Source organism: Microbacterium hydrothermale (assembly GCF_004854025.1).
GTDB lineage: Bacteria > Actinomycetota > Actinomycetes > Actinomycetales > Microbacteriaceae > Microbacterium > Microbacterium hydrothermale.
In genome coordinates, this window is the sequence record NZ_STGM01000010.1 from 1 (window position 1) to 22,674 (window position 22,674).

Consider the following 22,674-nt stretch of genomic DNA (forward strand, 5'->3'; position numbering starts at 1 on the left):
CCGACCCGCCCGGCGCAAGAAGCTCCACGGGTCAACGCCCTCCGAACACAGGTAAGCAGGATGCGGTCACGAGCCCTCCGGACGACAGGAGAAACCATGCTGAGATTTACGCAGCACGTGCAACCAGCTCTGCGCGTGGGCGTGCTCGGCGGCGGGTTCATGGCCGCCGTGCACAGCCGGGCGGCCCGCAGCGCGGGGGCGGTTCTCGCCGGGATCGCCTCTTCCAGCCCGGCGAAGGGCGAGAGGGCGGCGGGTGAGCTCGGCTTCGAGCGTGCCTACGCCGACGCGCAGGCGCTGATCGAGGACGACGACATCGACCTGATCCACGTCTGCACGCCCAACGCGACGCACGTCGGGCTCGCGCTGGCCGTGATCGAGTCGGGGATTGGCGCCCGGGAACGGCACGAGGTCTTGTCGGACGTTCCCATTCCTGTGAAATACAGAAGCTTTACGACGACGCCCTGCAGAGCGGCAATCGCGTCGTCGCTCGAAGGAACGTCGATCCGAAGCTCAGTTGACCATCGGCTATCGGGACGACGCTGATCAACCTGGTCGGATCGTTCCTGCTGGGCTACGTCACCGGCTCCGTGGGGGGCTGGCTCACAGAACCGTGGGTGACCGTCATCGGCACCGGCGTAACTGGCGGGTTCACCACCTTCAGCACGGCGAGCCTTGAGGCAGTTCGCCTCCTCTCGGATCGACGCTGGACCGCCGCCGTTGTAGACAGTCTCGGAACCCTCGTTGGGGCCGTCGCATTCGCATCCCTTGGAATCCTCCTCGCGCGCGGGTGACTCACCTAAGCGCTGGCATGTTGCAAAACCGATGAGTTTCGCATCATGAGTGGCGGCGAGCTGCATTCTTGTACCGCTGGTCGGGTAGGTAGCCGGTGGCGGGGTCGCGAGAGCGCGGGAAATTGCGGATCCTCTGCGCGCCTGGACCTCCGTGACGGGTGCTTCATCCGAACCTCCAACAGAGAAGCCGTTCCCGGGGCTCGGGCCGGTCACGCACGTCGAATGGTTCGCATCGTCCTTCAGCTCTACGACGGATGTCTCGCTGACGACGATGACGCAAACGAGAGAGACTCATTGTTCATCGCGAGGTGCTTCGTGAGTACGCCGGTCATAGCTGTAACCAGCTCCGTTGTGCTGGCGAGAATGTCCGGCGGGTATGTTGCGGCAAGTGAGTCGAGGTCCGTGCCAACCGATCGGAAGAACGCTTGCACTTTGTCGTGGACGGCGGGCGTCGCACGGAGTGTGACAGTTCTCTTGTCGGGCACCCCCCGGTGGCGGTTGATGTGCCCCGCGTCCTCGAGGCGACTGAGGAGCGTTGAGGTCGCCGCGGCCGAGAGGCCGAGGCGTCGACCGAGCTCCACCTGAGATAGCGGGACGTCACGGTCCTCGGCGGAAGTGATGTGAACAAGCGCGGTGGCGTCATTGCCATGCATGCCGACGTGGAGAGCGAACTGGCGGCCGAGCTCGTTGAACGCCCCAAACCATGCGCGAAGCGCAGCATTCAACTGCGCTATTAGCACGCTCACATCCTCTTCCGCCACCCTTGTCACCCTTCCGCCACAGACATACTATCGCGCTGGAACACTTTCATTATCGAACTATAGGGAGTGCGACATGGCGAACATGAGTGCCTTGGTCAGCGGGGCGAGTATCGCGGGCCTGTCCACGGCATATTGGCTTGCGCGTATCGGATGGGAAGTGACCGTGGTCGAGCGCTCCGCGGCCTTTCGCGACGGCGGACAAAATGTCGACGTGCGCGGCACGGCACACGAAGTCGTCGAAAAGATGGGCCTGACGAGCGGCGTACGCGAAGAGAACACCACCGAGGAGGGCACCGCGTACCTCGGTAAGCATGGCCGGGTGCTCGGCCGGATCCCCGCCTCCCGTGAGCAGGATGGCCCGACCGCCGAGATCGAAATCCTGCGAGGGAGTCTCGCGAAGCTGATCCTCGAAGCTCTACCCGAGGGTGTCGACATCCGATACGGCGACCACATTGAACACGTGACGCAGACTGCAACGTCTGCTGAGGTGCAGTTCAAGGAGGGTGGGCGGTCCGAGTATGACCTGGTAATCATCGCGGAAGGTGTCCGCTCTCGCACTCGCGACCTGCTCTTCACCGACGCCGTGCAAAAGCGCCCCCTCGGCATGAACATGGCTTATGGCACGATCCCTCGAATTGACAGCGATGATCGCTGGTGGCGCTGGTACACCGCCACAGGCCGCCGAGGAATCACCCTGCGCCCAGACAACGTCGGCACGACCCGCGCGACCCTTGCGTACGTCGACCGGGAACAAGACATTTCCGACTTTCCCCTCGACGTGGCCAAGGCCCGACTCGCCACAATCTTCGCCGACGCCGGCTGGGAAGCCGACCGCGTTGCAGACGGTTTCCTGCGATCCGACGACGTCTACATCGACTACCTCACCCAGGTCAAGATGAGTTCCTGGCGCAATGGGCGGGTAGTGCTCACCGGAGACGCCGCATGGTGCGTCACACCCCTCGGAGGTGGCGGTACATCGCTAGCACTCACCGGCGCCTACGTCCTCGCCAGCTATCTCTCAACCGAGAGCGACGTGGCTCAAGCCTGCGACGAATACGAGCGCTGGATGCGACCCCTCATTACTGACGCTCAGGAGCTACCCAAAGGAATGCCGGACTTGTTCTACCCGAACTCCCGCGCGGGAGTCGCGGCCCTCCGCGCCATCCAACGAATACTCGCCAGCAAGCCTCTTCGCTCAATCGCTGCACGATCCGCCCACGTCGCCCGCGCAAACACGCCGCTGCCACAGATGAACACCACGAGGGCATGACACGACCCTCCAACGCCGAGCGCTACGACCTGTAGATGCAATCAACCTGCGGGTGGTGCGAAACCGATCGGTTTCGTTCTGAGGCGTGCCGCTCGTGTGACACCAGCACCGCGCGCCTGGTCGACGGCTAGGGTCGAACAACTTAGCGAGCGAAAGGAGCCCATCTGATGCGACGGCCCTTCATGAACGACCCCGAGCTACTGCGCTCGTTGCGGGGCCAGCAGCACCTGGTGCTCCGCCCCGTCGCGGACGTTGCGGAGTTCTACGACGACGGACAGCGATCGCTTCGAGGTCGCCTACAGGCACCTCTCCCTTGTCCCACTACCGGCCATGTGACCTTACGTGGCTTCTTCGAGCCCGAATGAGTGCACCCGCTCCGGGATGCTCTAGCGGGGTGGGCGCAACTCCAAGCTCCCATCGATCTCCGGGTGGCTGCCGTCGATGGCTTCCCGACACCGTTTCAGATCGTGATCGCGCGAGCCGAACGTTCGCCATCACTCGTGAGCGCTTACGCGACCCTCACAGAGGTGCTCGACACCAGCGACTTTCGACGCATCGGTGAACTCCCGCTCGACGAGTGGGTGTTTCACCTGTCTCTTCTGTATGTCAGCGCCCTCCCCGAACACGAGTGGCTGGCACTGCACACTCAGAGTCGGCGCGCCCTTGAACCGGCACCGGCCGAAGTAGTCACCTCCGCTGAGTACGTCTGGTACGACGACGACGGCGAACATATCGAGGTTCTGCCCCTCGGCACCGACCGCAGCTGACCAACACCTACCGGTCGGTGCGAAATCAATCGGTTTTGCACCACCCACAGTCACGAAGACAACGCCAAGAGTCATGAGTTGCCATTGTCTGCGTCGCGAATTGCGCGCGGCGCTGTGGCCGTTCCAAGCGACATGCCGCACAGCGATTTTCGGCGTTGGTGGGCAGTGCCGGTGGACCTTCCACAAGCTCATCCGCTTCGAGCTCACCGTTTGCGCTTCGATATGCGTCTGTGAGTAACGTTCGCGCCGTCGTCATTCGAGCCAATTGCCTATGAGTGCAGGCTTGATGGCGGCTCAAGATGGACGGCATCCGAACACGAGGAATGCAATGACGATCTCTACGCAAACGCGAGACACAGCCACGGGTGTGCCTCGGGCGCGCCGCCCAGCTGCTGCCGCGGGCTACTTCCTACTTCTGCCCTCGACCGTCACAATTGTGCTCCTGGTCATCGTGCCGACGTTGGTCATCTTGCGCGATAGCTTCGCCATCAGCGACCCGTTGGGCGGAAACCTCGGCGGTTTCACTTTCGACAACTACGCGAAACTGCTCGACCCGGTCTACGCGAAGACCCTGGGATACAGCCTCGGCATGGCTGCTCTCAACGCGGTCGTGTGCGTGGTCGTCGGATACATGGTGGCCTACTTCATCGCCACGCGGTCGGCTCGAACGCAGCCCGTCCTGCTGGTCCTCGTCATCATCCCCTTCCTTACCGACTTCCTCGTGCGCACCTTCGCGTGGATCACGCTCCTCGGATCGGGCGGCCCCCTCATCCCACTGCTGCGCGCGGTAGGGATCGACGCGACCTCCCTCGTCCCGTCGCAGCTGGCCGTGACGCTGTCGCTGCTGTACGCATTCCTCCCGGTCGCGGTCTTCCCGATCTACGCCTCCTTGCGGGCGGTCGACCCGGCGCTGCGCGAAGCGGCATCCGATCTCGGCGCCACCGCGGTCCAGACGCACCTGCGGGTGTTCATTCCGTTGGCCACGCCGGGGATCATCTCAGCTGTCGTGCTGACCTTCGTACCAACCCTCGGGGTCTTCGTGATCCCCGTCCTCCTCGGCGGCGGCAAGGATCCGCTCGTGGGAAACCTGATCGTGACGCTGTTCACCGAGTTCCGCAACGAACCCCTCGGCGCGGCCCTATCGATGGTGGTGCTTGCCCTCATGCTGCTGACGATTGTCGTCGCCGCTCTTCTCGCCCGCCTGCGCACTTCTCGGAAGGCATCGTGATGGACCGCATCATCTCCTGGATCGCCGGCACGGTCTTCGTCTTCCTCTACATCCCGATCGCCGCCGTCATCGTCTACTCGTTCAACGCCTCGGAGGTCGGGTACCGCTTCGACGGCCTGACCCTGCGGTGGTACGCCGAGCTCTTCGGCGACCGGATGCTGGGCGACGCCCTACGCACGAGCCTCGTCGTCGGTCTCTCCGCCGCCGTGCTCTCGACGGTCATTGGTCTGCTCTCCGCGTACGGACTGGTGCGGTTCCGCCTGCGGGGTCGCGCCGTGTTCCTGGGCGCGATCCTCATCCCGCTGATCGTCCCCGAGATCGTCCTCGGCGTCTCGCTGCTGACAATCTTCTCGAGCGCCGGTATCCCGACCGGCTACGCGACGCTCATCCTCGGCCACGTCGTGATCACGCTGCCGCTGTCGACCCTCGTCCTGGTCGGCGCCATGAGCACGCTCGATCCGAGCCTCGGAGAAGCGGCGGCCGACCTCGGTGCGAGCCCGTGGCAGACCTTCGCTCGCGTCATCCTGCCTCTGCTGCGTCCCTCGCTGATGGCCGCGTTCCTGCTGAGTTTTGCGACTTCGTTCTCGAACATCGTCATCTCGACCTTCACGTCGGGTGTCGGCACAACGACGCTCCCGCTGCGCATCTACAGCACGCTGCGCACCGGGCTCACCCCCGAACTGAACGCGCTCGGGACCCTGCTCGTGCTGGCCACGCTCGGCCTCATCCTCGTGATCGGCGTCTCGCAGATGCGCCGCATCCTCGCGGGCCCTCCCACTCCCGCCGCCTGAGCGGGCCGACGACGACGTCGGACTCAGGCATTACCCGAAATATGCGCTCCACCCACCATGAAAGCAGGCACCCATGAACACGCGTTACCGGGCCGTCGGTGCGGTCCTCGCCGTCGGCGTCCTCTCCGCACTCACCGCTTGCGCCTCCGGCGCCGGCACGGACTCCGCGGAAGGCGGTTCCTCGTCGCTCAGCATCTACGCCTGGGCGGGCGAGATCCCCGACTCCGTCATCTCGGGCTTCGAGAAGGAGACCGGCATCACGGTCACCGTCGACACCTTCGACAGCAACGAGACGATGATCTCAAAACTCGCCGCGGGGAACTCGGGGTACGACATCGTCGAGCCCAGCCAGTACGCCGTGCAGCTTCTCGTCGACCGCAACCTCGTCGCGCAGATCGACAAGAGCAAGCTCGAAGGCTTTGACAACCTCGCCGAGAAGTTCGTCGACCCGTCGTTCGACCCCGACAACGCGCACTCCATCCCGTGGGCGTGGGGCACCACCGGCATCCTGTACAACCAGGCCTGCACGGGTAAAGAGATCACGGGCTGGGCCGACATGTGGAACCCAGCGTACAGCGGCAAGATTTACATGCTCGATAACATGCTCTCGGCCTACATCGCCGGACTCCAGGTCGAGGGACTCAGCGCCACCACCACGAGCCAGGACGACATCGAGAAGGCCACCCAGAAGCTCACCGAGCAGAAGCCGCTCCTCGCCGGGTACAACAGCCAGAACTACGCCGACCTCGTCGGCTCGGGCGACGCGTGCATCGCCGAGGCCTACAGCGGCACGACCGCGGCGAAGGCCGTCATGGCCAACCCCGACGTGCACTACATCATCCCGGACGAGGGCGGCACGCTCTGGACCGACAGCTTCTCGGTCGTCGAGGGCACGAGCAACACGGATGCCGCGTACAAGTGGCTCAACTACACCCTTCGTCCCGACGTCGCAGCCCTCCTCACCGACGACGCTTCGCTGGCCTCTACCAACACTGGTGCGCTTGAGCTCGTCAAGGACCAGAGCATGGTGAGCAACCCGGCGATCTACGCCCCGGCCGACTCCCTCACGAAGTCGGAATTCATCGTCGACCCGGGTGCGGCTCTGTCGTACTTCCAGGACGGCTGGACCCGCCTCCGCGCCTCGTGATCTGACATTGAAATGAGCCCCATGACGATCGACAGCCCCGTGGCCGGCACTGCGCCGGCCACGGGCCCCGCCCCGGCCGTGCGCCTGCGGGGCCTCACCAAATCCTTCGGCGCCAACCGCGTCGTCAATCCTCTCGACCTCGACATCGCGCAGAACGAGTTCTTCAGCATCCTGGGCCCGTCCGGCTGCGGCAAGACGACGCTCATGCGCATGATCACGGGGTTCGAGACGCCAACCGCCGGTTCGATCGAGCTCGACGGCCGCAACGTCGACGGTGTCGCCACCCGTCAGCGCGACCTCAACATGCTGTTCCAAAGCTACGCGCTGTTCCCGCACCTCAGCGTCTACGAGAACGTCGCCTTCGAGCTGCGGGTGCGCCGCACTCCGAAGCGCGAGATCGACGACCGCGTCCGCGCGGCGCTCCAACTCGTACGGCTGAGCGCGTTCGCCGACCGCAAGCCCGCGGCGCTCAGCGGCGGTCAGCGTCAGCGCGTCGCCCTCGCCCGCGCCGTTGTGGGGCGCCCCGCCGTCGTGCTGCTCGACGAGCCGCTCGGTGCGCTCGATCAGAAGCTGCGCAAAGAGATGCAGTTCGAGCTCAAGCGTATGCAGCGTGAGGTCGGCATCACCTTCATCTACGTCACTCACGATCAGGAGGAGGCGCTGACGATGTCGGACCGGATCGCGGTCATGTCGGAGGGGCGCATCCAGCAGATTGGAACGCCGACCGAGATCTACGACACTCCGGCGTCGCGTTTCGTGGCGGGGTTCATCGGCAGCTGCAACCTCATCGACGGTGTCGCAGATGCCGGAGCTCGTCGCTTCACGATCCCCGGCGTGGGCGATGTGCCGGTGGACAAGATCCCGGATGCCGCGGCGGGGACGCCGCTGACTCTCGCGGTGCGTCCCGAGCGGGTGCGGGTGCTCCCCGACGGTGCTCGTACCGACGGCGGAGTTCACCTGCCGGCGACCCTCACGCAACGCGTCTTCCTCGGCGACGAGTGGATCTCGCACCTCGCCCTCGACTCGGGTGTCGTGCTGTCAGCCTCGCTGCCGAGCGGTGACGCCGCCCGGGCCCTCGCGGCGACGGCCGATGGTGCGCGCGTGACGGTGTCATGGCATCCGTCCGACAGTCGTGTCATCCCGACGGGAGAGCTCGCATGAACCCGGTCCTGCTGGCCGCGGTGGGGCAGATGGCTCCCACCACCGACGCCGCGTATAACCGAGGCGAGGTATCTGCCCTGGCCGCGGACGCGTCGGCTGAAGGAGCGCGCCTGCTCGTTCTACCTGAGGAGGCAATGCTTGTCGCAGGCGAAATCGCCGCCCCAGAACGCGAGGAAGTAGTCTCCCGGGAGTGGCCGGCGTTTCTTTCGCACCTGTCAGAACTCGCCATGCGGCATGACCTGTGGATCATTGCCGGCGGCTACGAGCCCAGCGGCTCCGAGCGACCCTTCAACACCCTCGTCGTCGTCAATCCACGCGGCGAGCTGGTCGACGTGTACCGAAAGCTGCACCTTTACGACGCCTTCACCTATCGCGAGTCCGACTACGTCACCGCCGGCCAAGAGCTGCCTCCATTAGTGCTGATCAACGGCGTGGCCGTCGGCTTGATCAACTGCTACGACCTGCGTTTCCCCGAGCTGGCGCGGGACCTCGTCTCGCGCGGCGCCGACGTACTCAGCGTGTCGGCGGCCTGGGTCGCCGGTCATCGAAAGGTCGAGCACTGGACCACCCTGCTCACCGCTCGCGCCATCGAGAACACCTCCTGGGTACTGGCATCGGGAACATCCTCGCCCGACTGCATCGGCACCAGCCTCGTCATCGATCCGTTAGGCGTGGAACAGGCGCACCTCCCTGAGACCGGACGCGCCATCGGCATCGTGCCAATATCACTCGATCGCGTCGCCGAAGTACGAGACACCTTGCCCGCGCTGTCGAACCGCCGCCTTTCTGCCTCCCTCTCCCTCCTGGACTGACCCATGCCCTACACCTCCGGCCCGACCCCACCCGCCCTCGACCCCGACCTCGTCGCCAAGCTCGAAAGCGTGTCGTTCCCGACCCTCGGTCACTACCTCGAGGAAGGCTTCGTCGACCCCGCGATCCGTCGACAGACCGGCAATCGTCGAGTCGTCGGGCGTGCCGTCACGGTGCGCCTCACCGCGCAGGACTCCACAGCACTCCATCACGCCGCGGGCTGGTGCGAGCCGGGCGACGTGTTCGTCATCGACACCGGGGGAGACATGCGGCACGCCCCCGTGGGCGAGGTGCTCGCGGCGGCACTCAGCATCCGCGGGGCGGCCGGCATCGTCGTCGACGGTGTCGTCACCGACCTCGACGAAGTGGAGGCGTTCGACATCCCCGTCTACGCGCGGGGCACGAGCGTGCTGACCACGAAGCTACTGGGCGTGGATGCCGGCGGGCACAACATCGTGGTCACGTGCGGCGGCGTGCCGGTGCAGCCCGGCGACGTCGTCCTGGCCGATCGCAACGGGGTGTTCATCGCCCCGGCGGCCACGGTCGCCGCCCTGATTGACACCGCGCTCGATGACGACGCCGAAGAGCCCGAGCTCGTCGCACGGTTGCGCGCGGGCGGTCGCCTGGGCGAGCTGACGGGCGCGACGGCCATGCTCGACGCCTTCACCGGCCACTAACGACGACAGCGAAAGCGCAGGAGTACCATGCTCATCAAGGCCGCCATCAACGGAGGTCGCTCGCGCGACGAACACTCCGCCATCCCCCTCACCGTTGAGCAGATCGCGGATGCCGCGGTCGCGGCAGTGCGCGCCGGAGCCGACGTCGTGCACGCCCATGCCCGCAGCGACGACGGCGCCCAGACGATCGCGCCGGCGGAGATCGCTCGTATGGTCCGCGGCATCCGGGAGCGTGACACGGGCATCGTCGTCGGAACCACCACGGGCCTGTGGACGTGTTCGGGACACGAGGAGCGCATGCGCTTGATCGCGGAGTGGCCCGAGGAGTGGCTCCCCGACTTCGCCTCCGTCGCATTCTCGGAAGATGGGGCGGCCGAGGCCGCCGTGCTGGTGCGCGAGCGCGGGATGGTGCTCGAGAGCGCGGTGTGGCACATCGACGAGGTGCCCGCGCTGCTCGCCTCGCCGACTCTCCACAAGAACGTGCGCATCCTCATTGAGCCCGAAGACGAGCAGATCCAGGATGCCGTGGACCACTCGCGGCGCATCGCCGCTGCACTGCGCGAGGCGGGGGTGACGGTGCCGCTGCTGTATCACGGGTACGACCAGACCGCCTGGCCCGTCGTGCGCGCGGCGATCGAGGACGGGTGCGAAGTGCGCGTTGGTTTCGAGGACATGCTGACCCTGCCCGACGGGTCGATCGCCCCCGACAACACCGAGATGGTGCGGACGGCGCGGCGGTGGTCGACCGGGCACTGAGCCGCGGGTGAGCGCCGACGCGCGAGAATGAGACTATGAGCGCCGACGATCTGGACCGTCGCCTCGTCGAACTCCTCGTCGAGGACGGCCGCCGTGCCTACACGGAGATGGCGGCGATCGTTGGGGTGTCCGAAGCGACGGTGCGCACGCGCGTCAGCCGATTGACCTCATCCGGGATTCTGCGAATCGTCGCGTTGTGTAACCCGCTGACACTCGGGCATCAGTCGGTGCGCCTCATGCTGTCGGTGCAGGGGCTGCGCCCCCGGCAGGTGGCCCGTTCGCTTGCCTCGAACCCGATGATCGGGCACGTCTCGCTCACCTCCGGCGCGCACGACATCTACCTCGAAGCGACGGCTCGCGACCTGACCCAGCTCGTCGAGCTGCTCGATGAGCTGCGCCGGACGCCGGGCGTGACGACCATCGACCAGTACGTGCTGACGCGGTTGTACAAGGACTACTCGTGGAACGGGCTGCGCGACCAGTCCGGTCAGCGTGCCGTCGGCGGATCGACCGGTGCCGGCGGGACCTCCGGGGCGGTCACGACCCAGACGGGCGCGATCCGGCAGACGGATGCGGCCGTGTCAAACGGCCGACCGGGTCACGAAACCCCGACCACAGATACTCGTCTTTGATTACCTCGAGGATGTTCGTCGTGTCGACGACGGCGATGCCGGGGATCGTGTGCAGGGTGTCGGTGAGGAACGCGGTGAGCTCGGTCTGCGTCTCGCAGCGCACGTCGACGATCAGGTCGTAGGCGCCGATGCATGCGCCGACGTACTTGACGGGAGAGAGAGCCGAGAGCGCATGCGCCACCGCGTCGACCGTCGTTCCGCGCACCCGGATCGACAGGCGCACTTCGAGCAACCCAAGCTTGGGGCTGTTCGGCATGCCGATGACTTGAACCACACCCAGGTCGAGGAGTCGCTTGTACCGTTGCCGCACGCTCGCCTCGGACAACCCAACGTAACGGGCGATCTGGCCGAAGGAACGACGGCCGTCAAGACGCAGCTGATCAATGATCTTCCGATCGATTACATCGATGGCTTCTAGCTGCACTCCTCGATTGAACCATCAAGAACTAGGATCGTCGCCTCTCTGGCGTGCGCAACCCACTAGGTTTTGCGCTAAATGCGGCTGGTCACTTTCTCGTGCCACCTGGCGTGAGGTTGATCAAGCGCCGCACGCATGGTGCAAAATCGATCGGTTCTGCACCACGGATTCACGTCGGTCTCACGGGCGGGCTGCCGAGCAGCAGACGTGAGCCCCCCGATCCGCCCCGCTGTGATGCGCGCCTCCTCGACGTCGATGAGCTGACGGTGCGCGAGCTAAAGATTGCCTGCCGGGCGCGAGCAGCGCCCAAGCTTTGCGCGAGCAGCGAGTGAGCGGATGGAGTTAGATACGGTTTCCGTTGGCGAGGACGGGAAGCTTCGCGCGCACCTCGGGCATGGCGGCGAGGGCAACTGCTAGGTCGACCACCACAGTCTCGGGCACGGCGCCCAAGCGCACGACATCGGCGCCGTCGGCGGCAATCACTCCGCTGTACCCGATCCCCGTGGGCGCGCCGACGCCGTCTTCGCGCCCGATCGTGAGTGGATCGGCCTGCCCCACCGCCACAACCACGGTCGTGGTGTCGAGGGCCCGCGCGCGCGTAAGCAGCTCCCAATGCTCACGTTTGCCCGGACCCGATCCCCACGAGGCGCACACGAGGACGAGGTCGGCGCCGTCTGCGGCCAGAGCGCGGAACAGCTCGGGAAAGCGCACGTCGTAGCAGGTGGCCAGACCGATGCGCACACCGTTCAGATCAAACGTGATCGGCCGGACGCCGGGCTCCACGGCATCCGATTCTCGGTAACCGAAAGCGTCGTAGAGGTGGATCTTGTCGTAACCGGTCTCGGCGCCGCCAGCGACGAGAAGCGTATTGCGGACGCGACCGGGAGTCGAGGCAGGGGTGAACATGCCGACGACTACCGTCACTCCCGACGCCCGCGCGATGCGGCGGACCTCGTCGGCCCACGGTCCGTCCACCGCATCGGCCACGTCGGCGAGGTCGGGGCCGGCGAAGCGGCACATGACCGCTTCGGGGAAGACGACGAGCTCGGCGCCGTCGGCTGCGGCCCGTTCGGTCTCGCGGGCGATGAGGTCGAGGTTCTCGGCGGGGTCGGAACCGGCGATGACCTGAGCCAGGGCGATGCGCATGATTGTCTCCTTCGCACGGGTCTCCCCGTGTTGTATACCTGTCGTATGCCTTCAGTTGTGACGCCGTCGGGCCGCGATCGCGCCCTCGGCCACCTCCGCTCGTTGCTCACCGACCCGAACGTCGAGGGCGGGTTCATCAACGAACAGGACGTCGCCGACGAGGTGGGGGTCTCGCGCACCCCGGTCCGTGAAGCGCTGCTGATCCTCGCGTCCGAGGGACTGGTCGACCTTGAGCCCCGGCGTGGCGCCCGGGTGGCCGCCCTCAGCCCCCGTGAGACCGCCGAGCTGATGGAGATGCGCGGTCTCATCGAGCGTTTCGCCGTGCAGCGAGCTCTGTTCCAGCGTGTCTCGCCGCACGAGGCTCTCGCCGAGATCATGCGCCGTCAAGAGGCGGTGACCGAGGGACTCGAGCGAGTGACCTTCGAGCAGGCCCGCGAGTGCATCGAGCTGGATCGGCAGTTCCACCAGCTTCTCGTCGACGCCGCGGGCAACACGTTCCTCTCGCGCAGCTACGCCGCGCTTCGTGAACGCCAGGTGAGAGTCGGCATCGCCGCTCTCGGGTCGGGCCCGTCGCGCTGGAACGCCGTCACGCACGAGCACGGCGCGATCGTCGACGCCCTGCGGGCGGGTGATCAGGCGGCCGCCGAGAAAGCTATCGACGACCACCTAAGCATCACCCTCCGGACGATTTTGACGGGCGCCTAGGACTCGACCCGGGACGCGGCGAGGACGTCGAGGTACTCCTCGTCTTCGGCGTGCTGCGGGTTGCGCCCGAGCATCACTCCGACGATCGTCAGCACCGCGGCCACGGCGAGATAAATCGCGGGGGCGACCCAGCTCCCGGTCGCGCTGAGCAGCGCCGTGAAGATCACGGGGGCGAGGGCTCCGCCGAACACGCCGGCGATCGTATACGCCAGCGAGGATCCCGTGTAACGCAGGCGCGGGCTGAATTGCTCCGTGATGAACGCGGCCTGAGGACCATACATGAAGGAGTGGATCGCGAGGCCGACCACAACGCCGAGGATGAACAGGGGCTGAGAGCCGCCGCCGATCATGAGAAAGAACACGAACGGCCACCCAGCTGCGGCGACGGCCGCGATCGCGTAGAGGACGCGGCGGTTGACGAGGTCGCTGATCCATCCGGCGAGCGGGATGAGCGCCAGCTGGAACGCCGAGCCAATGAGTGTCGCCGTCAGCACCTGCGAACGGTCCATCCCCAGCTGCGTGAGGCCATAGGTGAGGGTGAACACCGTGAACATCGCGTAGAGGATGTCGGGCGCGAGACGGCACAGGATGGCGGCGAGCAGTCCCCGACCCTCGAGCCGGAACACGTCCTTGATGGGAGCCTCGGGGCGGTCGCCCGACTGCTCGATGGCCCGGAAGATCGGGGTGTCTTCGAGCGCGAGGCGGATCCACAGGCCGAAGGCGACGAGCACGGCCGAGAGAAGGAAGGCGACGCGCCATCCCCATGCGAGGAACTGGTCATCGGTCAGCATGAGCGTCAGCACGGCGAGCACGCCGTTGGCCAGCAGGTTTCCGGCGGGAGGGCCGACCTGTGCGGCGGACGCCCAGAAGCCTCGACGCTGCGGTGTGCCGAACTCGCTCGACAGCAGCACGGCGCCGCCCCACTCGCCGCCGACGCCGACACCCTGGGCGAAGCGCAGCAGGACGAGGATGACCGCGGCCAGCGGGCCGACGGTGTCGTAGGTGGGCAGAACGCCGATCAAGAAGGTCGCGACACCCACGAGCATGAGCGTGATGACGAGGATCTTCTTGCGGCCGATCTTGTCGCCGAGCCGGCCGAAGACGATGCCGCCGACGGGGCGGGAGAGGTAGCCCACCGCGTAGGTCGAGAACGCCAGCAGAGCGCCCGTCAGCGGGTCGCTCTCGGGGAAGAACAGCACCGGGAAGACGACAGCCGCAGCTGCGGAATATACCGCGAAGTCGTACCACTCGAGGGCTGTGCCGGTGAGGCTGGCGGTGTAGGCCTTGGCGAGCGAGCGCTTGTGCTCGCGGCCGGCCGGCGCGCCGTGTCGAACGTTCGTCATGGGGGTCCTATCTGGTGTGGGCGAATCCGCTTCGTCGCGTTTTCGTTTCCCTCATACTTGCTGTATACAAAACGTATACGCAACTGATGCGGGGATATTTTCCCGCGTCGTAACAAAAGGAAGAGGCGACGTGACCGCTTTGGAATTCGAGATCATCGGCGAGGGCACCCTCGTTTCTGTCGACGTGCAGCGCCTTTACAACGCCGGATACGCGGGCCGCGATCAGGCCGCTGTGCGCCATCACATCGAGGAATTGGCGGAGCTGGGGGTCCCCGCGCCCACCACGACTCCGTCGCTCTACCCCGTGTCGTCGTACCTTGCCCGTCAGAGCGACATCGTCCAGGCGCAGCACGAGCGCACCTCCGGTGAGGCGGAGTGGGGCATCATAATCACCGGCCCGACGGCCGACGATGTGCTGCTCACCGTCGCCTGCGACCACACCGACCGCGCGCTCGAGGTGCACGGTGTCGCGTGGAGCAAGAACGCCGGTCCCGACATGCTCGGCCGTCGCGCTTGGCGTCTGTCGTCGCTAGGCGAGCGCGTCGACGACCTGCGCCTGCGCGCCTGGGTCGGCGCCGAGCGCACCCTTATCCAGGACGGCCGCGTCGGCGACCTGCTGTCGCCGCAGTACTGGCTCAACGTGCTCGCCGAGCGGGGAGAGCGAGCGGAGGGCGTCGCCCTCATCTCGGGAACCATCGGGATGATCCCCGGCGTCGACCAGTTCGCCGACCAATGGGAGGTCGAACTGCTCGATCAGACCACCGGCGAAGCGGCCACTCTGAGCTACGGCGTGGAACGTATGCCCGCGCCGATTGGCTGAAAGCACAGCAGGGCAGGGAGTTGCTCGCCCCTCAACGTTCGTGCGTTTGCGCCAGCTGAAGGCCGTGGAAAGCAACCACTGTTAGGATCTCGTAGCCCGGACGGACATCCCCCTAGGTGTGCTGACCGGGGACGTTGATCAAACGTGAGAAGGGCGGCTGGCCTCCGCAGGCGGTGTGGGGTCGGTGGTGGTTGTAGTAGTGCCGCCAGCCAGTAAGTTCACCGCGACGCTCAAATTCGGACGCGTAGCAGCGAGCATAGGCCCAGCCATCGGCCATGGTCCGGTGGAAGCGTTCAACCTTCCCGTTGGTCTGTGGCTGATACGGACGGGTTCGTTTGTGCGTAATGCCGCGCTCAGCGCAGGTGTCTCGCCATAGGTGCGATCGATAGGCACCCCCGTTGTCCGACAACACCCGCTCAACAATGACTCCCCGCTGGCCGAACCAATCCACTGCTCGAAACAGAACAGCCGTTGCGGTGATCGCGGTCTCGTCGTTATGAATCTCGGCGTATGCGACGCGGGAATAGTCGTCGATGACAGTGTGGACGTAGGCCTTCCCCATGAGTGGATTGGCGTACTTGTTCCGGGGTTTGTCCGGCGTGGAGCTTCGGTTTCTCTCTCCTTGCTGCCGGCGCACGTAGCGCCAACCTCCGCCGTCTGGGATGTTTCCAAGCTTCTTCACATCCACGTGAATCATCGAGCCGGGATAGTCATGTTCGTATCGCCGGACCGGTTCTCCGGTTGCCCGGTCGACATGCGATAGGCGGTTCAAGCGGACCGAGCTGCGGATGCGATGAACCGTCGATGGGGCAATGCCCAAGCGGACGGACAGTTGAACGGGGCCTTCGCGAAGGCGAAGACGTAGGGCGATGCAGCGGCGACTAGTGGTTGTGTCCGTCTTGTTCGGCGAGTGGTGTGGTCGCGAGGATCGGTCTCGCATCGGTTGCCCTGCTCGATATCGGTTGGCCCATCTCTTTACCGTGGGCCACGAGACCTGGAATCGGGCGGCGACTTCACTGATCGGCCAACCTTCGTCAACGACGAGGCGGGCCACCTTCAGTCGGTGGCGCGGTGTGAGAACAGTGTTTGGATGTGTCATAAGACCCTCCGAGACGGAAAGGGTCCAGCCGAATCGGCTGGCCCCTTCAGGTTGCGAGTGCAGTTCAGCTGGTGTGCGACGCTGCGCGAATGATCTCGGCGAGGTCACGCGGCCGGCTCCACATGGGCCAGTGCCCGGTGGGAAGGTCTACGACATCGACGCGTTCGAGGTTTGCGACCTCAGCGAACATGTGGTGGCCCGCCTTGACCAGCCCCATCACCTGCTCGCCCGAGGTCGAGCACCAGCCAACGGTGCGTTCCTCGTGCTGGTTGACGATCACCCCGGCCACGCGCAGCGAGGGGTTGGAGTACGCGCACACATTCTCCACGGTGTCGAGGAGCTGCCCGAGTCCGTCGAGGCTACATTTCTTCGTGTGGGTGACGATCACCGCGGCATCCGCGGCGGACAGTGCGTTGATCGTGAGCTGGTCGAGCGAGGGCGCGGAGTCGATCAGGATCAGGTCGTAGTCGTCCACGACGGGGGCCAGGGCCTCGCGCAAACGGGCTTCACGGCCGACCCCGGCGATCACAAGTTGATCGCGAACCTCGCTCAGCGTGCGGCCCGTCGTCTGCACGACGTCGAGGCCAGCCAGACACCGGGCACGATGACGTAGCGCAGCGTCTCCCCCGCTTGAATGCTGAGGACGTCGGCTAGGCCGACCTGATCGGCCTCCACCTCGTCGGCGGTGATGTTGCTCGTGAGGTTGCCTTGTGGGTCGTTGTCGACGGCCAGCACGCGGCGACCGGCGAGGACCGCGGCGCGGGCGAGGTGGAATGTCGTTGTGCTTTTGCCGACGCCGCGCTTCTGGTTGCAGACCGATGCGAATGGATTATTGCGCATACCTTGCACGAGGCTTACGCAAGGTATGTGCAAGGTTGGGTTCTGGTTCGATCAAGAATGCAGCGAAGCAATGTCCTTGAAGCATCATGCCGCGGTCAAGGCCAGAGCGATGCCAAATGACGGCCGCATATAACTTGCCCACAAACTGCGTGCGTGTCGGAACAGGACTCGACCTAGAAGTGATCTGCCGCAGGCAATTAATGCACAACGGTTGGCAGCGGCCTGGGTCACGAACGGGTAATTTGTGTGTACCTGCAAGACACGCAAGTCATGTGGCTCGTATCGCGACACGCCAGGACATGATGATGGCTTTGCAGTAGGCGGCAGTAGGTTTGGTATGTGAACGAACGCGTCAGGGCTGGGGATGCGTACGCCTCGCGTACATTCCCGAACCAGGCTTGTGACGACCTTGCGCAGGCCTTGCGCACACCTTGCTCAGGGAGTGATTGATGAGAGTTTTAGCCGTGGTCGGTCAGAAGGGCGGTATCGGCAAGTCGACCACCGCGATGAATCTGGCGGCATGCATGTCTCGATCATCGTCTGTGGCCGTGATCGACGTCGACCCGCAGGCTTCCACGACGAAGTGGGCTGAGCGCGCAGGGGAGGACCTGCCTTTCGACTTCACCAGCGAGACCGACATCAGCATGCTGTCGATGATGCGTCAGCTGGACTACGACGTCGTGATCGTGGATACGCCCGGAAGCCTCGCAGATCAGGATGTGCTGTCGGCGCTGCTCGATCAGACTGACTACGCCATCGCACCGCTGTCGCCGTCGTTCATGGAGATTGAACCGGTGCAGCGGACGCTGCAGGACTTTGTCATTCCGCGCGGGATCCCGTATCGGGTTCTGATGAACAAGGTGGACCTCCGGGACGGCAAGGGCGACCTCGAGAGCTTCGAAGAGCTGCTGGACACCGGCAGCTTTTTCGACGGTCAGGTTGGTATTCCGCGGTTCAGGAACTACATCCGACAGGCCAAGGTGATGAAGATGATGCCGCTGCAGGGCACGGTCATCACTGACTACACCGACACCCGTAACAGCCGCGCCGCGATCAGCGACTACACCTCTGTGGCGCTCGAGCTGATGAATCTGTGGGCACGCGAGAGGAAGACCGCCTGATGGCCAAACTCGACATGCGAAAGGCGCTGGCTGGCGCCGTAACGCCGCTGAACGCGCACAAGCCGGAGGGCGACTCCACGCCCGAACTACGCCTGGTCGATGAGGTCAGGCCCGTTGTTGAAAGCCCCACGACGGACGAGGGTGTGACCGCTGTCGGGGACGACCGCGAATCCACTATTGCTGTCGACAAAGAAGCAGGCGCCGTAGACCCCATTGCGACGACACCCTTGCGCCGTCGTACGAGTACGGGGAAACCTGCACCGGTAGGGAAGCCTGCCGCTCGTTCGGAGCCATCCGCAGCTGCGCCGGTGACAGCGATGGGTGTCGACGTCGAGCCGGCACTGAACGCGCGGTTCGTTGCATTCCGGAGTGCAACTCGACTGAGCTACCACCAGATCATCCTCGACGCGGTTGAGCACTCGTATCCCGTGCTGGGTGACCTCGTGGCCAACGCGCTTGGCCGTGGGGGAGAGGTCGCGGTCCCGCAGGTGAAGCTGTTCGAGCGGACGTTCGTCCCGCCGCCGGTACCCGTTAGCGGTCGTCGAGATCGCATCACTCACACGATCCGCATCACTGTGTCGAACAGGTCGATGTTGGACGACATCGCCGCCGAAGCGTCATCGCCTTCGAGGAACTTCATGATCTGCGTCGCGCTCGATCACTACCTACCCGTCGAGTAACGGCAGCGTTAGAACCTTCACAGCGTCCAGACCGCGGCTGGACGCCGGGGTTGGCGTCGGCAAGTGCATATGAACGTCGAGCCGTTACAGTGCGGTAGCGACCATGCTCGTCAGCCTCAGGCGGCCAGGACAAGCCCCTGCTCGAGGTAACCGGCACGAATGAGCTCACGCGCCCTCTTGTGGTCTCGCCGTTTTGTGGGCCCTCGTGGATACGCGGCGTACTCGGGGCGGTCGGATTCGTTCGAATACGACTTCTTCCCTCGCCGATGCTTCGCTCGCCGCTCCATCCATGTGACCTCAGCGAGCCACCACGCCCACACGAGCCGTTCTCCGTCGTAGCTGGCACGGCGTTGGTCGAGGTATCCGTCCACGCCGCGTGCGCGGGCGACGGAGTCTCGGACAGTGGGGGAGAGGCGCCGCCAGCCCCCTCCAGTCCGTTCGACGAGGCCGGCTGCGGTCAACTCGTCGACGCGGCGGCGCAAAACATCTGAGTCCAGACCTGTTCGGCGGACAAGGTCTTCAAAGGTGGCACTGCCGTCCGCGGGGGTGTTCTTGTAGATCAGTCCCGCCTTCCTGCCCATGCTGCGAGGGGCAGTGAAGACGTCGTGTGCGAGTAATTCCAGCCGGGTGCCGATATCTCTGATGAGGGCTTGAGAAAGCGGGAGCGCGTTGGACAAGGCGCGCATATGCGCTTGTGTCCGGTTTTCCATCGACTTCTCTGTGGAAAAACGGGCGGCCAGCCGGTATCGCTTCGCGTGTACTCCTTCGGCGTTAGTGACGACCTCCAACCAGCCGCCGGTGCCGTCTTCCCCGGTAAGGGCACGGAGGGCACGGGAGACGCTTGTCCGCCCGTAGCCGGTGTCGGCGCTAAGTCGGCGGACGTCGGCTTCGACGGTGTGATGGGAGCTCTGCAGCATGTACAGGCAGACGGCGTCCAGTACAACCCGCTGCGCGTGGGAGCCTTCGACGCGGCTGTTGTGCGTGGCCCAGATGCCGGGGAGGGCGTCAGCGCGCGTGAGAGCGCGTTGGACAGCGGCGGTGACAGTCGCGGTGCGCTGGCGGTAGTCCTCGTCGTCTCCTGAGGCGCTGAGCGGGTGTGAGGCGACGTAGCGGACGGCATACTCCCACGCGGCGGTCAGCACCTTGTCGATTTGGTGTTCGCTGCGCCGCTGGCGTTTGGCTCCGACGCGGCGGGTCCGGGCGTGTTCGAGGCCGGGTGCGCTGTGGACCTGCTCTCGGATGTCCTGGTAGCTCCACCGGGCGTGAGCGGCGGCCGCGAGGATTCTCACCAGTGTGTGAGACGCGTCGGGTCCTGCTTCGCTGTGCAGCACCGAGTCCATCGCCATCGACAGGGGCCGACGGCGGCCGCGGACACGGGGCTTCCCGGCGTCGTCGCGAACGACGTTGTGCAGATCCTCGGTGGATGGGGCGGGCAGTTCCGCGCCGAGGTCGACAAGCAGGGCGTGCAGCTGGCCGGGTGCGTCCTCGTCGGCGGCGTGGTCGGTGATCGCGGCCAGGTCGGCGACCGGCGCCGAGTGTCCACCGGCGCGGTGGGGAGCGTAGGGCGGGCGGACGCAGCCGGCTTTGGGGTTGGTCAACGGCGCGAGGTCCAAGGAGGTGAACAGGCTCCTCGTCAGATAGGCGATGTCGCGTACGGCGTCGGCATCAGCGGGCACGTCGAGGTGGACCCAGACGTGGCGTCCGCCCGTGGGGCCGGACAGGCACAGCAGGTGGGGGATGTTGAGCTGCTCAAGCCAGTACGTGAAGCGGTTTGCATCGCTCGCAGCGTCGCCGGCGGATGCATCGAAGTCGAAGCAGAGGTAACGGAAGCGGAGGTCGTCGTCGGCGAGGAACATCGCCCACGTCGTTGACGGTGGAGCCTCGTTGAGGGGCCAGAGCTTGTCGTAAGCGTTGAGCACCTCACCGCTGGATGCGCGCGCAGCCGCACGGACGTCATCTCTAGGGGAGAGGCGGCGAGTGATGGCCCATACCTCGTCGAGGGAGTACGGCGACACGCCGGTGGGGTCGGCGAGCGTCAATGCTCGAGCGCGCCCCCGGATGGGAGTTACCATGGCAATACCACCTCCTCGGAGGTACAGCAAACGCCCCTTGCCAAGGGGCCGGGCTGAATACAGCTCGACCCGACTGCCGGGCGCCAACCACTTGGTCGGATCGAGCGAACGCTTTACGACTGACAGGCCTTGCGCACTTCGCCAAAAGTGCTCGGGGCCTGATGTCGTTTATGGGCGCGTCACATGACGGGCTCCCTTCATCGAAGAGAAGGCGAGCCGGCCAGCTGACAGGCCGAGGATGCGGGTCTCAGCAGGGAGACCGGTCAGCAAGCGCGCCGGAGCGCGGTGGGGGAGAGGCAGGGTTCCGCGATCCTCCGAAGTCGACGAAGAAGTGCCAGGAGCGTTGCTCGACCGGGCCATGCTGAGGGGATGTTCGTGCGACACGCCGATGTGGGTACACGAATCCATCCCGGCGCGCGGGGTTTCGGTTAGCATGAGAGCACCTCCTGAGGCAGCTTGGGTGGGTTCCAGACTTTGGTTTGGTCGCTACGGTCTGGCGAATTACCTATGAGGGGCCCCGTCTTCGGACGGGGCCTCTGTTCGTTAGCTGGCGATCTGCGTCGGCAGCTCCTTGCTGGAGGGTCGGGGTAGTGCCGCGAGAGGCGGCGCCATTACGGGAACGTTCATCTGCGGGAAGTCCTCCAAGAGGAGCTCTTCCAACATGTCGCCGGTCACGCCGGGTTCCGGCGCCCATTCCGGGCGCCCGTAGGCGTGGGCGGCAAGGTGCAGCACGTAATCGCCGTAACTCATGTGCAGCTTGTCCGCGTTCTCGCGGATGACGTCAGCGAAAGGCCGCAGTGGCTTCGTCGTGATCGGTACTCGATCACCTTTGCTTGGTCGTCCCATGTGGACAAGCATGGACCGCGTTACCTTTGTTGAGAGGAAACTCCCGCGGCGTGTCGAAACCTATGTAGAGAGGAAAAATCGCGGGCGAGTGCTCGCCTTTCTCACCTCCTCATTCGCGGCGGCCACCATGTGAGAGGTCATGCTGCGAGCATCCGGCGAGAAAATGCCGACAAGGCGGGCACCCTCGGGCGCGTCGGGGACCTCACGCCCTCTGTGCTGCTACAGCGTGACGGGCGGCGGCGGCTACTCCCGCGACGTCGCCCGCGGCGAGACGGTCAATGTAGCGCTCCGTGTGATCACCATCGCCGAGCATTGGAGTGTTCAGCCACTGTGCCCAAGCCCAGGCGTCGTCCACACGGCTGCGAAGGATCGGGAGTACCTCACTCAATCCGGGGACGAGTGCGCGGTTGTGCACCTGAAACGCGGGATAAAGCGTGCGTCTGTCAGTGGTGTCCAGCCGGATAGCCCTCCCCTCGCGTACCGCTTTTGAGATCGCCGCGCGCCCTACACCTAGCTCCTGCTGGAGTCCGCCACTGGTGAAGCAGGGGCCGACGATATCCGCCCATGGACTCTTCACGAGGCCAAGGCGCGCCACGACGTCAGCAGCCACAGAGCCAGGATCTCCGAGGACCGTGACCTTCGCGCCGTCGCGGACCAGACCCAGAAGCCGCTCGCGAATCGCACCGAGGAGCGCGTCGACCGCCCGCGCCTCAGCCTCAACCTGCAATTGAAACTCGCTCATGCTCACCTTTAGTGTCAACCGTGTCAACTCGCTACCCAGCGGGGGTTGATG

At 65.3% G+C, this 22,674-nt stretch carries 26 protein-coding genes; 16 read left to right on the forward strand and 10 right to left on the reverse strand.

All coding sequences use genetic code 11. The features are described from left to right. Positions 1 to 96: 96 nt before the first annotated feature. The gene (locus tag FB047_RS15450; protein WP_136588101.1) at positions 97 to 543 is read left to right on the forward strand and encodes a Gfo/Idh/MocA family protein; all 447 of its coding nucleotides are present in this window, start codon (positions 97 to 99) and stop codon (positions 541 to 543) included. Between the two features lie 44 nt (positions 544 to 587). After that, positions 588 to 791, forward strand: a complete 204-nt coding sequence (locus FB047_RS17445; protein ID WP_420812659.1) for a CrcB family protein — start codon at positions 588 to 590, stop codon at positions 789 to 791. Positions 792 to 1,036: 245 nt separating this feature from the next. On the opposite strand, the gene FB047_RS15460 is transcribed toward FB047_RS17445, so the two are convergent. Then, entirely contained in the window at positions 1,037 to 1,552 is a 516-nt protein-coding gene (locus FB047_RS15460; RefSeq protein WP_136588102.1) for a MarR family winged helix-turn-helix transcriptional regulator, read from the reverse strand. A gap of 73 nt (positions 1,553 to 1,625) precedes the next feature. Between FB047_RS15460 and FB047_RS15465 the strand changes: the two genes are divergently transcribed. The 10 genes from FB047_RS15465 to FB047_RS15510 all read left to right on the forward strand — a co-directional run bounded on the left by FB047_RS15465 (position 1,626) and on the right by FB047_RS15510 (position 10,791). Further along, positions 1,626 to 2,822 (forward strand): FAD-dependent monooxygenase, encoded by a 1,197-nt coding sequence (locus tag FB047_RS15465; RefSeq protein ID WP_136588103.1) that lies wholly within the window; start codon positions 1,626 to 1,628, stop codon positions 2,820 to 2,822. A 428-nt stretch (positions 2,823 to 3,250) separates the two neighbouring features. Beyond that, a complete protein-coding gene (locus FB047_RS15470; protein ID WP_136588104.1) occupies positions 3,251 to 3,589 on the forward strand; it encodes a hypothetical protein in 339 nt (112 codons plus the stop codon). Between the two features lie 436 nt (positions 3,590 to 4,025). Then, entirely contained in the window at positions 4,026 to 4,817 is a 792-nt protein-coding gene (locus FB047_RS15475) for an ABC transporter permease (RefSeq protein ID WP_240752861.1), read from the forward strand. Further along, a complete protein-coding gene (locus FB047_RS15480) occupies positions 4,817 to 5,608 on the forward strand; it encodes an ABC transporter permease (protein ID WP_136588105.1) in 792 nt (263 codons plus the stop codon). The genes FB047_RS15475 and FB047_RS15480 overlap by 1 nt, the downstream gene beginning before the upstream one ends. A 73-nt stretch (positions 5,609 to 5,681) precedes the next feature. Further along, positions 5,682 to 6,755, forward strand: coding sequence for an ABC transporter substrate-binding protein (locus FB047_RS15485; protein WP_136588106.1), 1,074 nt, complete (start codon positions 5,682 to 5,684; stop codon positions 6,753 to 6,755). A 21-nt stretch (positions 6,756 to 6,776) separates the two neighbouring features. Further along, complete coding sequence (locus FB047_RS15490) at positions 6,777 to 7,916, forward strand: ABC transporter ATP-binding protein (protein ID WP_240752862.1); 1,140 nt, start codon at positions 6,777 to 6,779, stop codon at positions 7,914 to 7,916. After that, a complete protein-coding gene (locus tag FB047_RS15495) occupies positions 7,913 to 8,728 on the forward strand; it encodes a carbon-nitrogen hydrolase family protein (RefSeq protein ID WP_206311351.1) in 816 nt (271 codons plus the stop codon). The genes FB047_RS15490 and FB047_RS15495 overlap by 4 nt, the downstream gene beginning before the upstream one ends. Positions 8,729 to 8,731: 3 nt before the next feature. Further along, positions 8,732 to 9,403, forward strand: a complete 672-nt coding sequence (locus tag FB047_RS15500; protein WP_136588108.1) for an RraA family protein — start codon at positions 8,732 to 8,734, stop codon at positions 9,401 to 9,403. 27 nt (positions 9,404 to 9,430) lie between these two features. Then, on the forward strand, positions 9,431 to 10,159 hold the full coding sequence (locus FB047_RS15505; protein ID WP_136588109.1) for a 3-keto-5-aminohexanoate cleavage protein: 729 nt from the start codon (positions 9,431 to 9,433) through the stop codon (positions 10,157 to 10,159). A gap of 35 nt (positions 10,160 to 10,194) precedes the next feature. Next, entirely contained in the window at positions 10,195 to 10,791 is a 597-nt protein-coding gene (locus tag FB047_RS15510) for an Lrp/AsnC family transcriptional regulator (protein WP_136588110.1), read from the forward strand. On the opposite strand, the gene FB047_RS15515 is transcribed toward FB047_RS15510, so the two are convergent. Both FB047_RS15515 and FB047_RS15525 read right to left on the reverse strand, forming a co-directional pair. Then, entirely contained in the window at positions 10,697 to 11,215 is a 519-nt protein-coding gene (locus tag FB047_RS15515; RefSeq protein WP_205823074.1) for an Lrp/AsnC family transcriptional regulator, read from the reverse strand. The two genes, FB047_RS15510 and FB047_RS15515, sit on opposite strands and share 95 nt — an antisense overlap. A 336-nt stretch (positions 11,216 to 11,551) precedes the next feature. Next, on the reverse strand, positions 11,552 to 12,355 hold the full coding sequence (locus tag FB047_RS15525) for a carbon-nitrogen hydrolase family protein (protein ID WP_136588111.1): 804 nt from the start codon (positions 12,353 to 12,355) through the stop codon (positions 11,552 to 11,554). 45 nt (positions 12,356 to 12,400) lie between these two features. Between FB047_RS15525 and FB047_RS15530 the strand changes: the two genes are divergently transcribed. Then, positions 12,401 to 13,060: a GntR family transcriptional regulator gene (locus FB047_RS15530; RefSeq protein WP_136588112.1), complete on the forward strand. Its 660-nt coding sequence runs from the start codon at positions 12,401 to 12,403 to the stop codon at positions 13,058 to 13,060. Here FB047_RS15530 and FB047_RS15535 read toward each other — a convergent pair. Next, positions 13,057 to 14,403: an MFS transporter gene (locus tag FB047_RS15535; protein WP_136588113.1), complete on the reverse strand. Its 1,347-nt coding sequence runs from the start codon at positions 14,401 to 14,403 to the stop codon at positions 13,057 to 13,059. The two genes, FB047_RS15530 and FB047_RS15535, sit on opposite strands and share 4 nt — an antisense overlap. Positions 14,404 to 14,533: 130 nt before the next feature. On the opposite strand from FB047_RS15535, the gene FB047_RS15540 reads away from it, so the two are divergent. Further along, positions 14,534 to 15,223: a DUF2848 domain-containing protein gene (locus tag FB047_RS15540; RefSeq protein ID WP_136588114.1), complete on the forward strand. Its 690-nt coding sequence runs from the start codon at positions 14,534 to 14,536 to the stop codon at positions 15,221 to 15,223. A gap of 112 nt (positions 15,224 to 15,335) precedes the next feature. Here the strand turns inward: FB047_RS15540 and FB047_RS15545 are convergent, their stop codons facing one another. The 3 genes from FB047_RS15545 to FB047_RS17395 all read right to left on the reverse strand — a co-directional run bounded on the left by FB047_RS15545 (position 15,336) and on the right by FB047_RS17395 (position 17,162). Beyond that, on the reverse strand, positions 15,336 to 16,322 hold the full coding sequence (locus FB047_RS15545) for an IS481 family transposase (protein WP_136588188.1): 987 nt from the start codon (positions 16,320 to 16,322) through the stop codon (positions 15,336 to 15,338). A 64-nt stretch (positions 16,323 to 16,386) separates the two neighbouring features. Beyond that, positions 16,387 to 16,896, reverse strand: coding sequence for a ParA family protein (locus FB047_RS17425; protein WP_205823076.1), 510 nt, complete (start codon positions 16,894 to 16,896; stop codon positions 16,387 to 16,389). After that, positions 16,872 to 17,162, reverse strand: a complete 291-nt coding sequence (locus tag FB047_RS17395) for a ParA family protein (protein WP_205823078.1) — start codon at positions 17,160 to 17,162, stop codon at positions 16,872 to 16,874. Before FB047_RS17395 ends, FB047_RS17425 begins: the two co-directional genes overlap by 25 nt. 449 nt (positions 17,163 to 17,611) lie before the next feature. On the opposite strand from FB047_RS17395, the gene FB047_RS15555 reads away from it, so the two are divergent. Continuing rightward, a complete protein-coding gene (locus FB047_RS15555; protein WP_136588115.1) occupies positions 17,612 to 18,283 on the forward strand; it encodes a ParA family protein in 672 nt (223 codons plus the stop codon). Beyond that, a complete protein-coding gene (locus FB047_RS15560) occupies positions 18,283 to 18,963 on the forward strand; it encodes a hypothetical protein (protein WP_136588116.1) in 681 nt (226 codons plus the stop codon). The genes FB047_RS15555 and FB047_RS15560 overlap by 1 nt, the downstream gene beginning before the upstream one ends. Positions 18,964 to 19,079: 116 nt before the next feature. Here FB047_RS15560 and FB047_RS15565 read toward each other — a convergent pair whose 3' ends face one another. From FB047_RS15565 to FB047_RS15575, 3 genes are all read right to left on the reverse strand, one after another. Further along, positions 19,080 to 21,035, reverse strand: coding sequence for a hypothetical protein (locus FB047_RS15565; protein WP_136588117.1), 1,956 nt, complete (start codon positions 21,033 to 21,035; stop codon positions 19,080 to 19,082). Positions 21,036 to 21,578: 543 nt separating this feature from the next. After that, the gene (locus FB047_RS15570; protein ID WP_136588118.1) at positions 21,579 to 21,893 is read right to left on the reverse strand and encodes a hypothetical protein; all 315 of its coding nucleotides are present in this window, start codon (positions 21,891 to 21,893) and stop codon (positions 21,579 to 21,581) included. Between the two features lie 190 nt (positions 21,894 to 22,083). Beyond that, positions 22,084 to 22,623, reverse strand: coding sequence for a hypothetical protein (locus FB047_RS15575; protein ID WP_136588119.1), 540 nt, complete (start codon positions 22,621 to 22,623; stop codon positions 22,084 to 22,086). Positions 22,624 to 22,674: the final 51 nt, after the last annotated feature.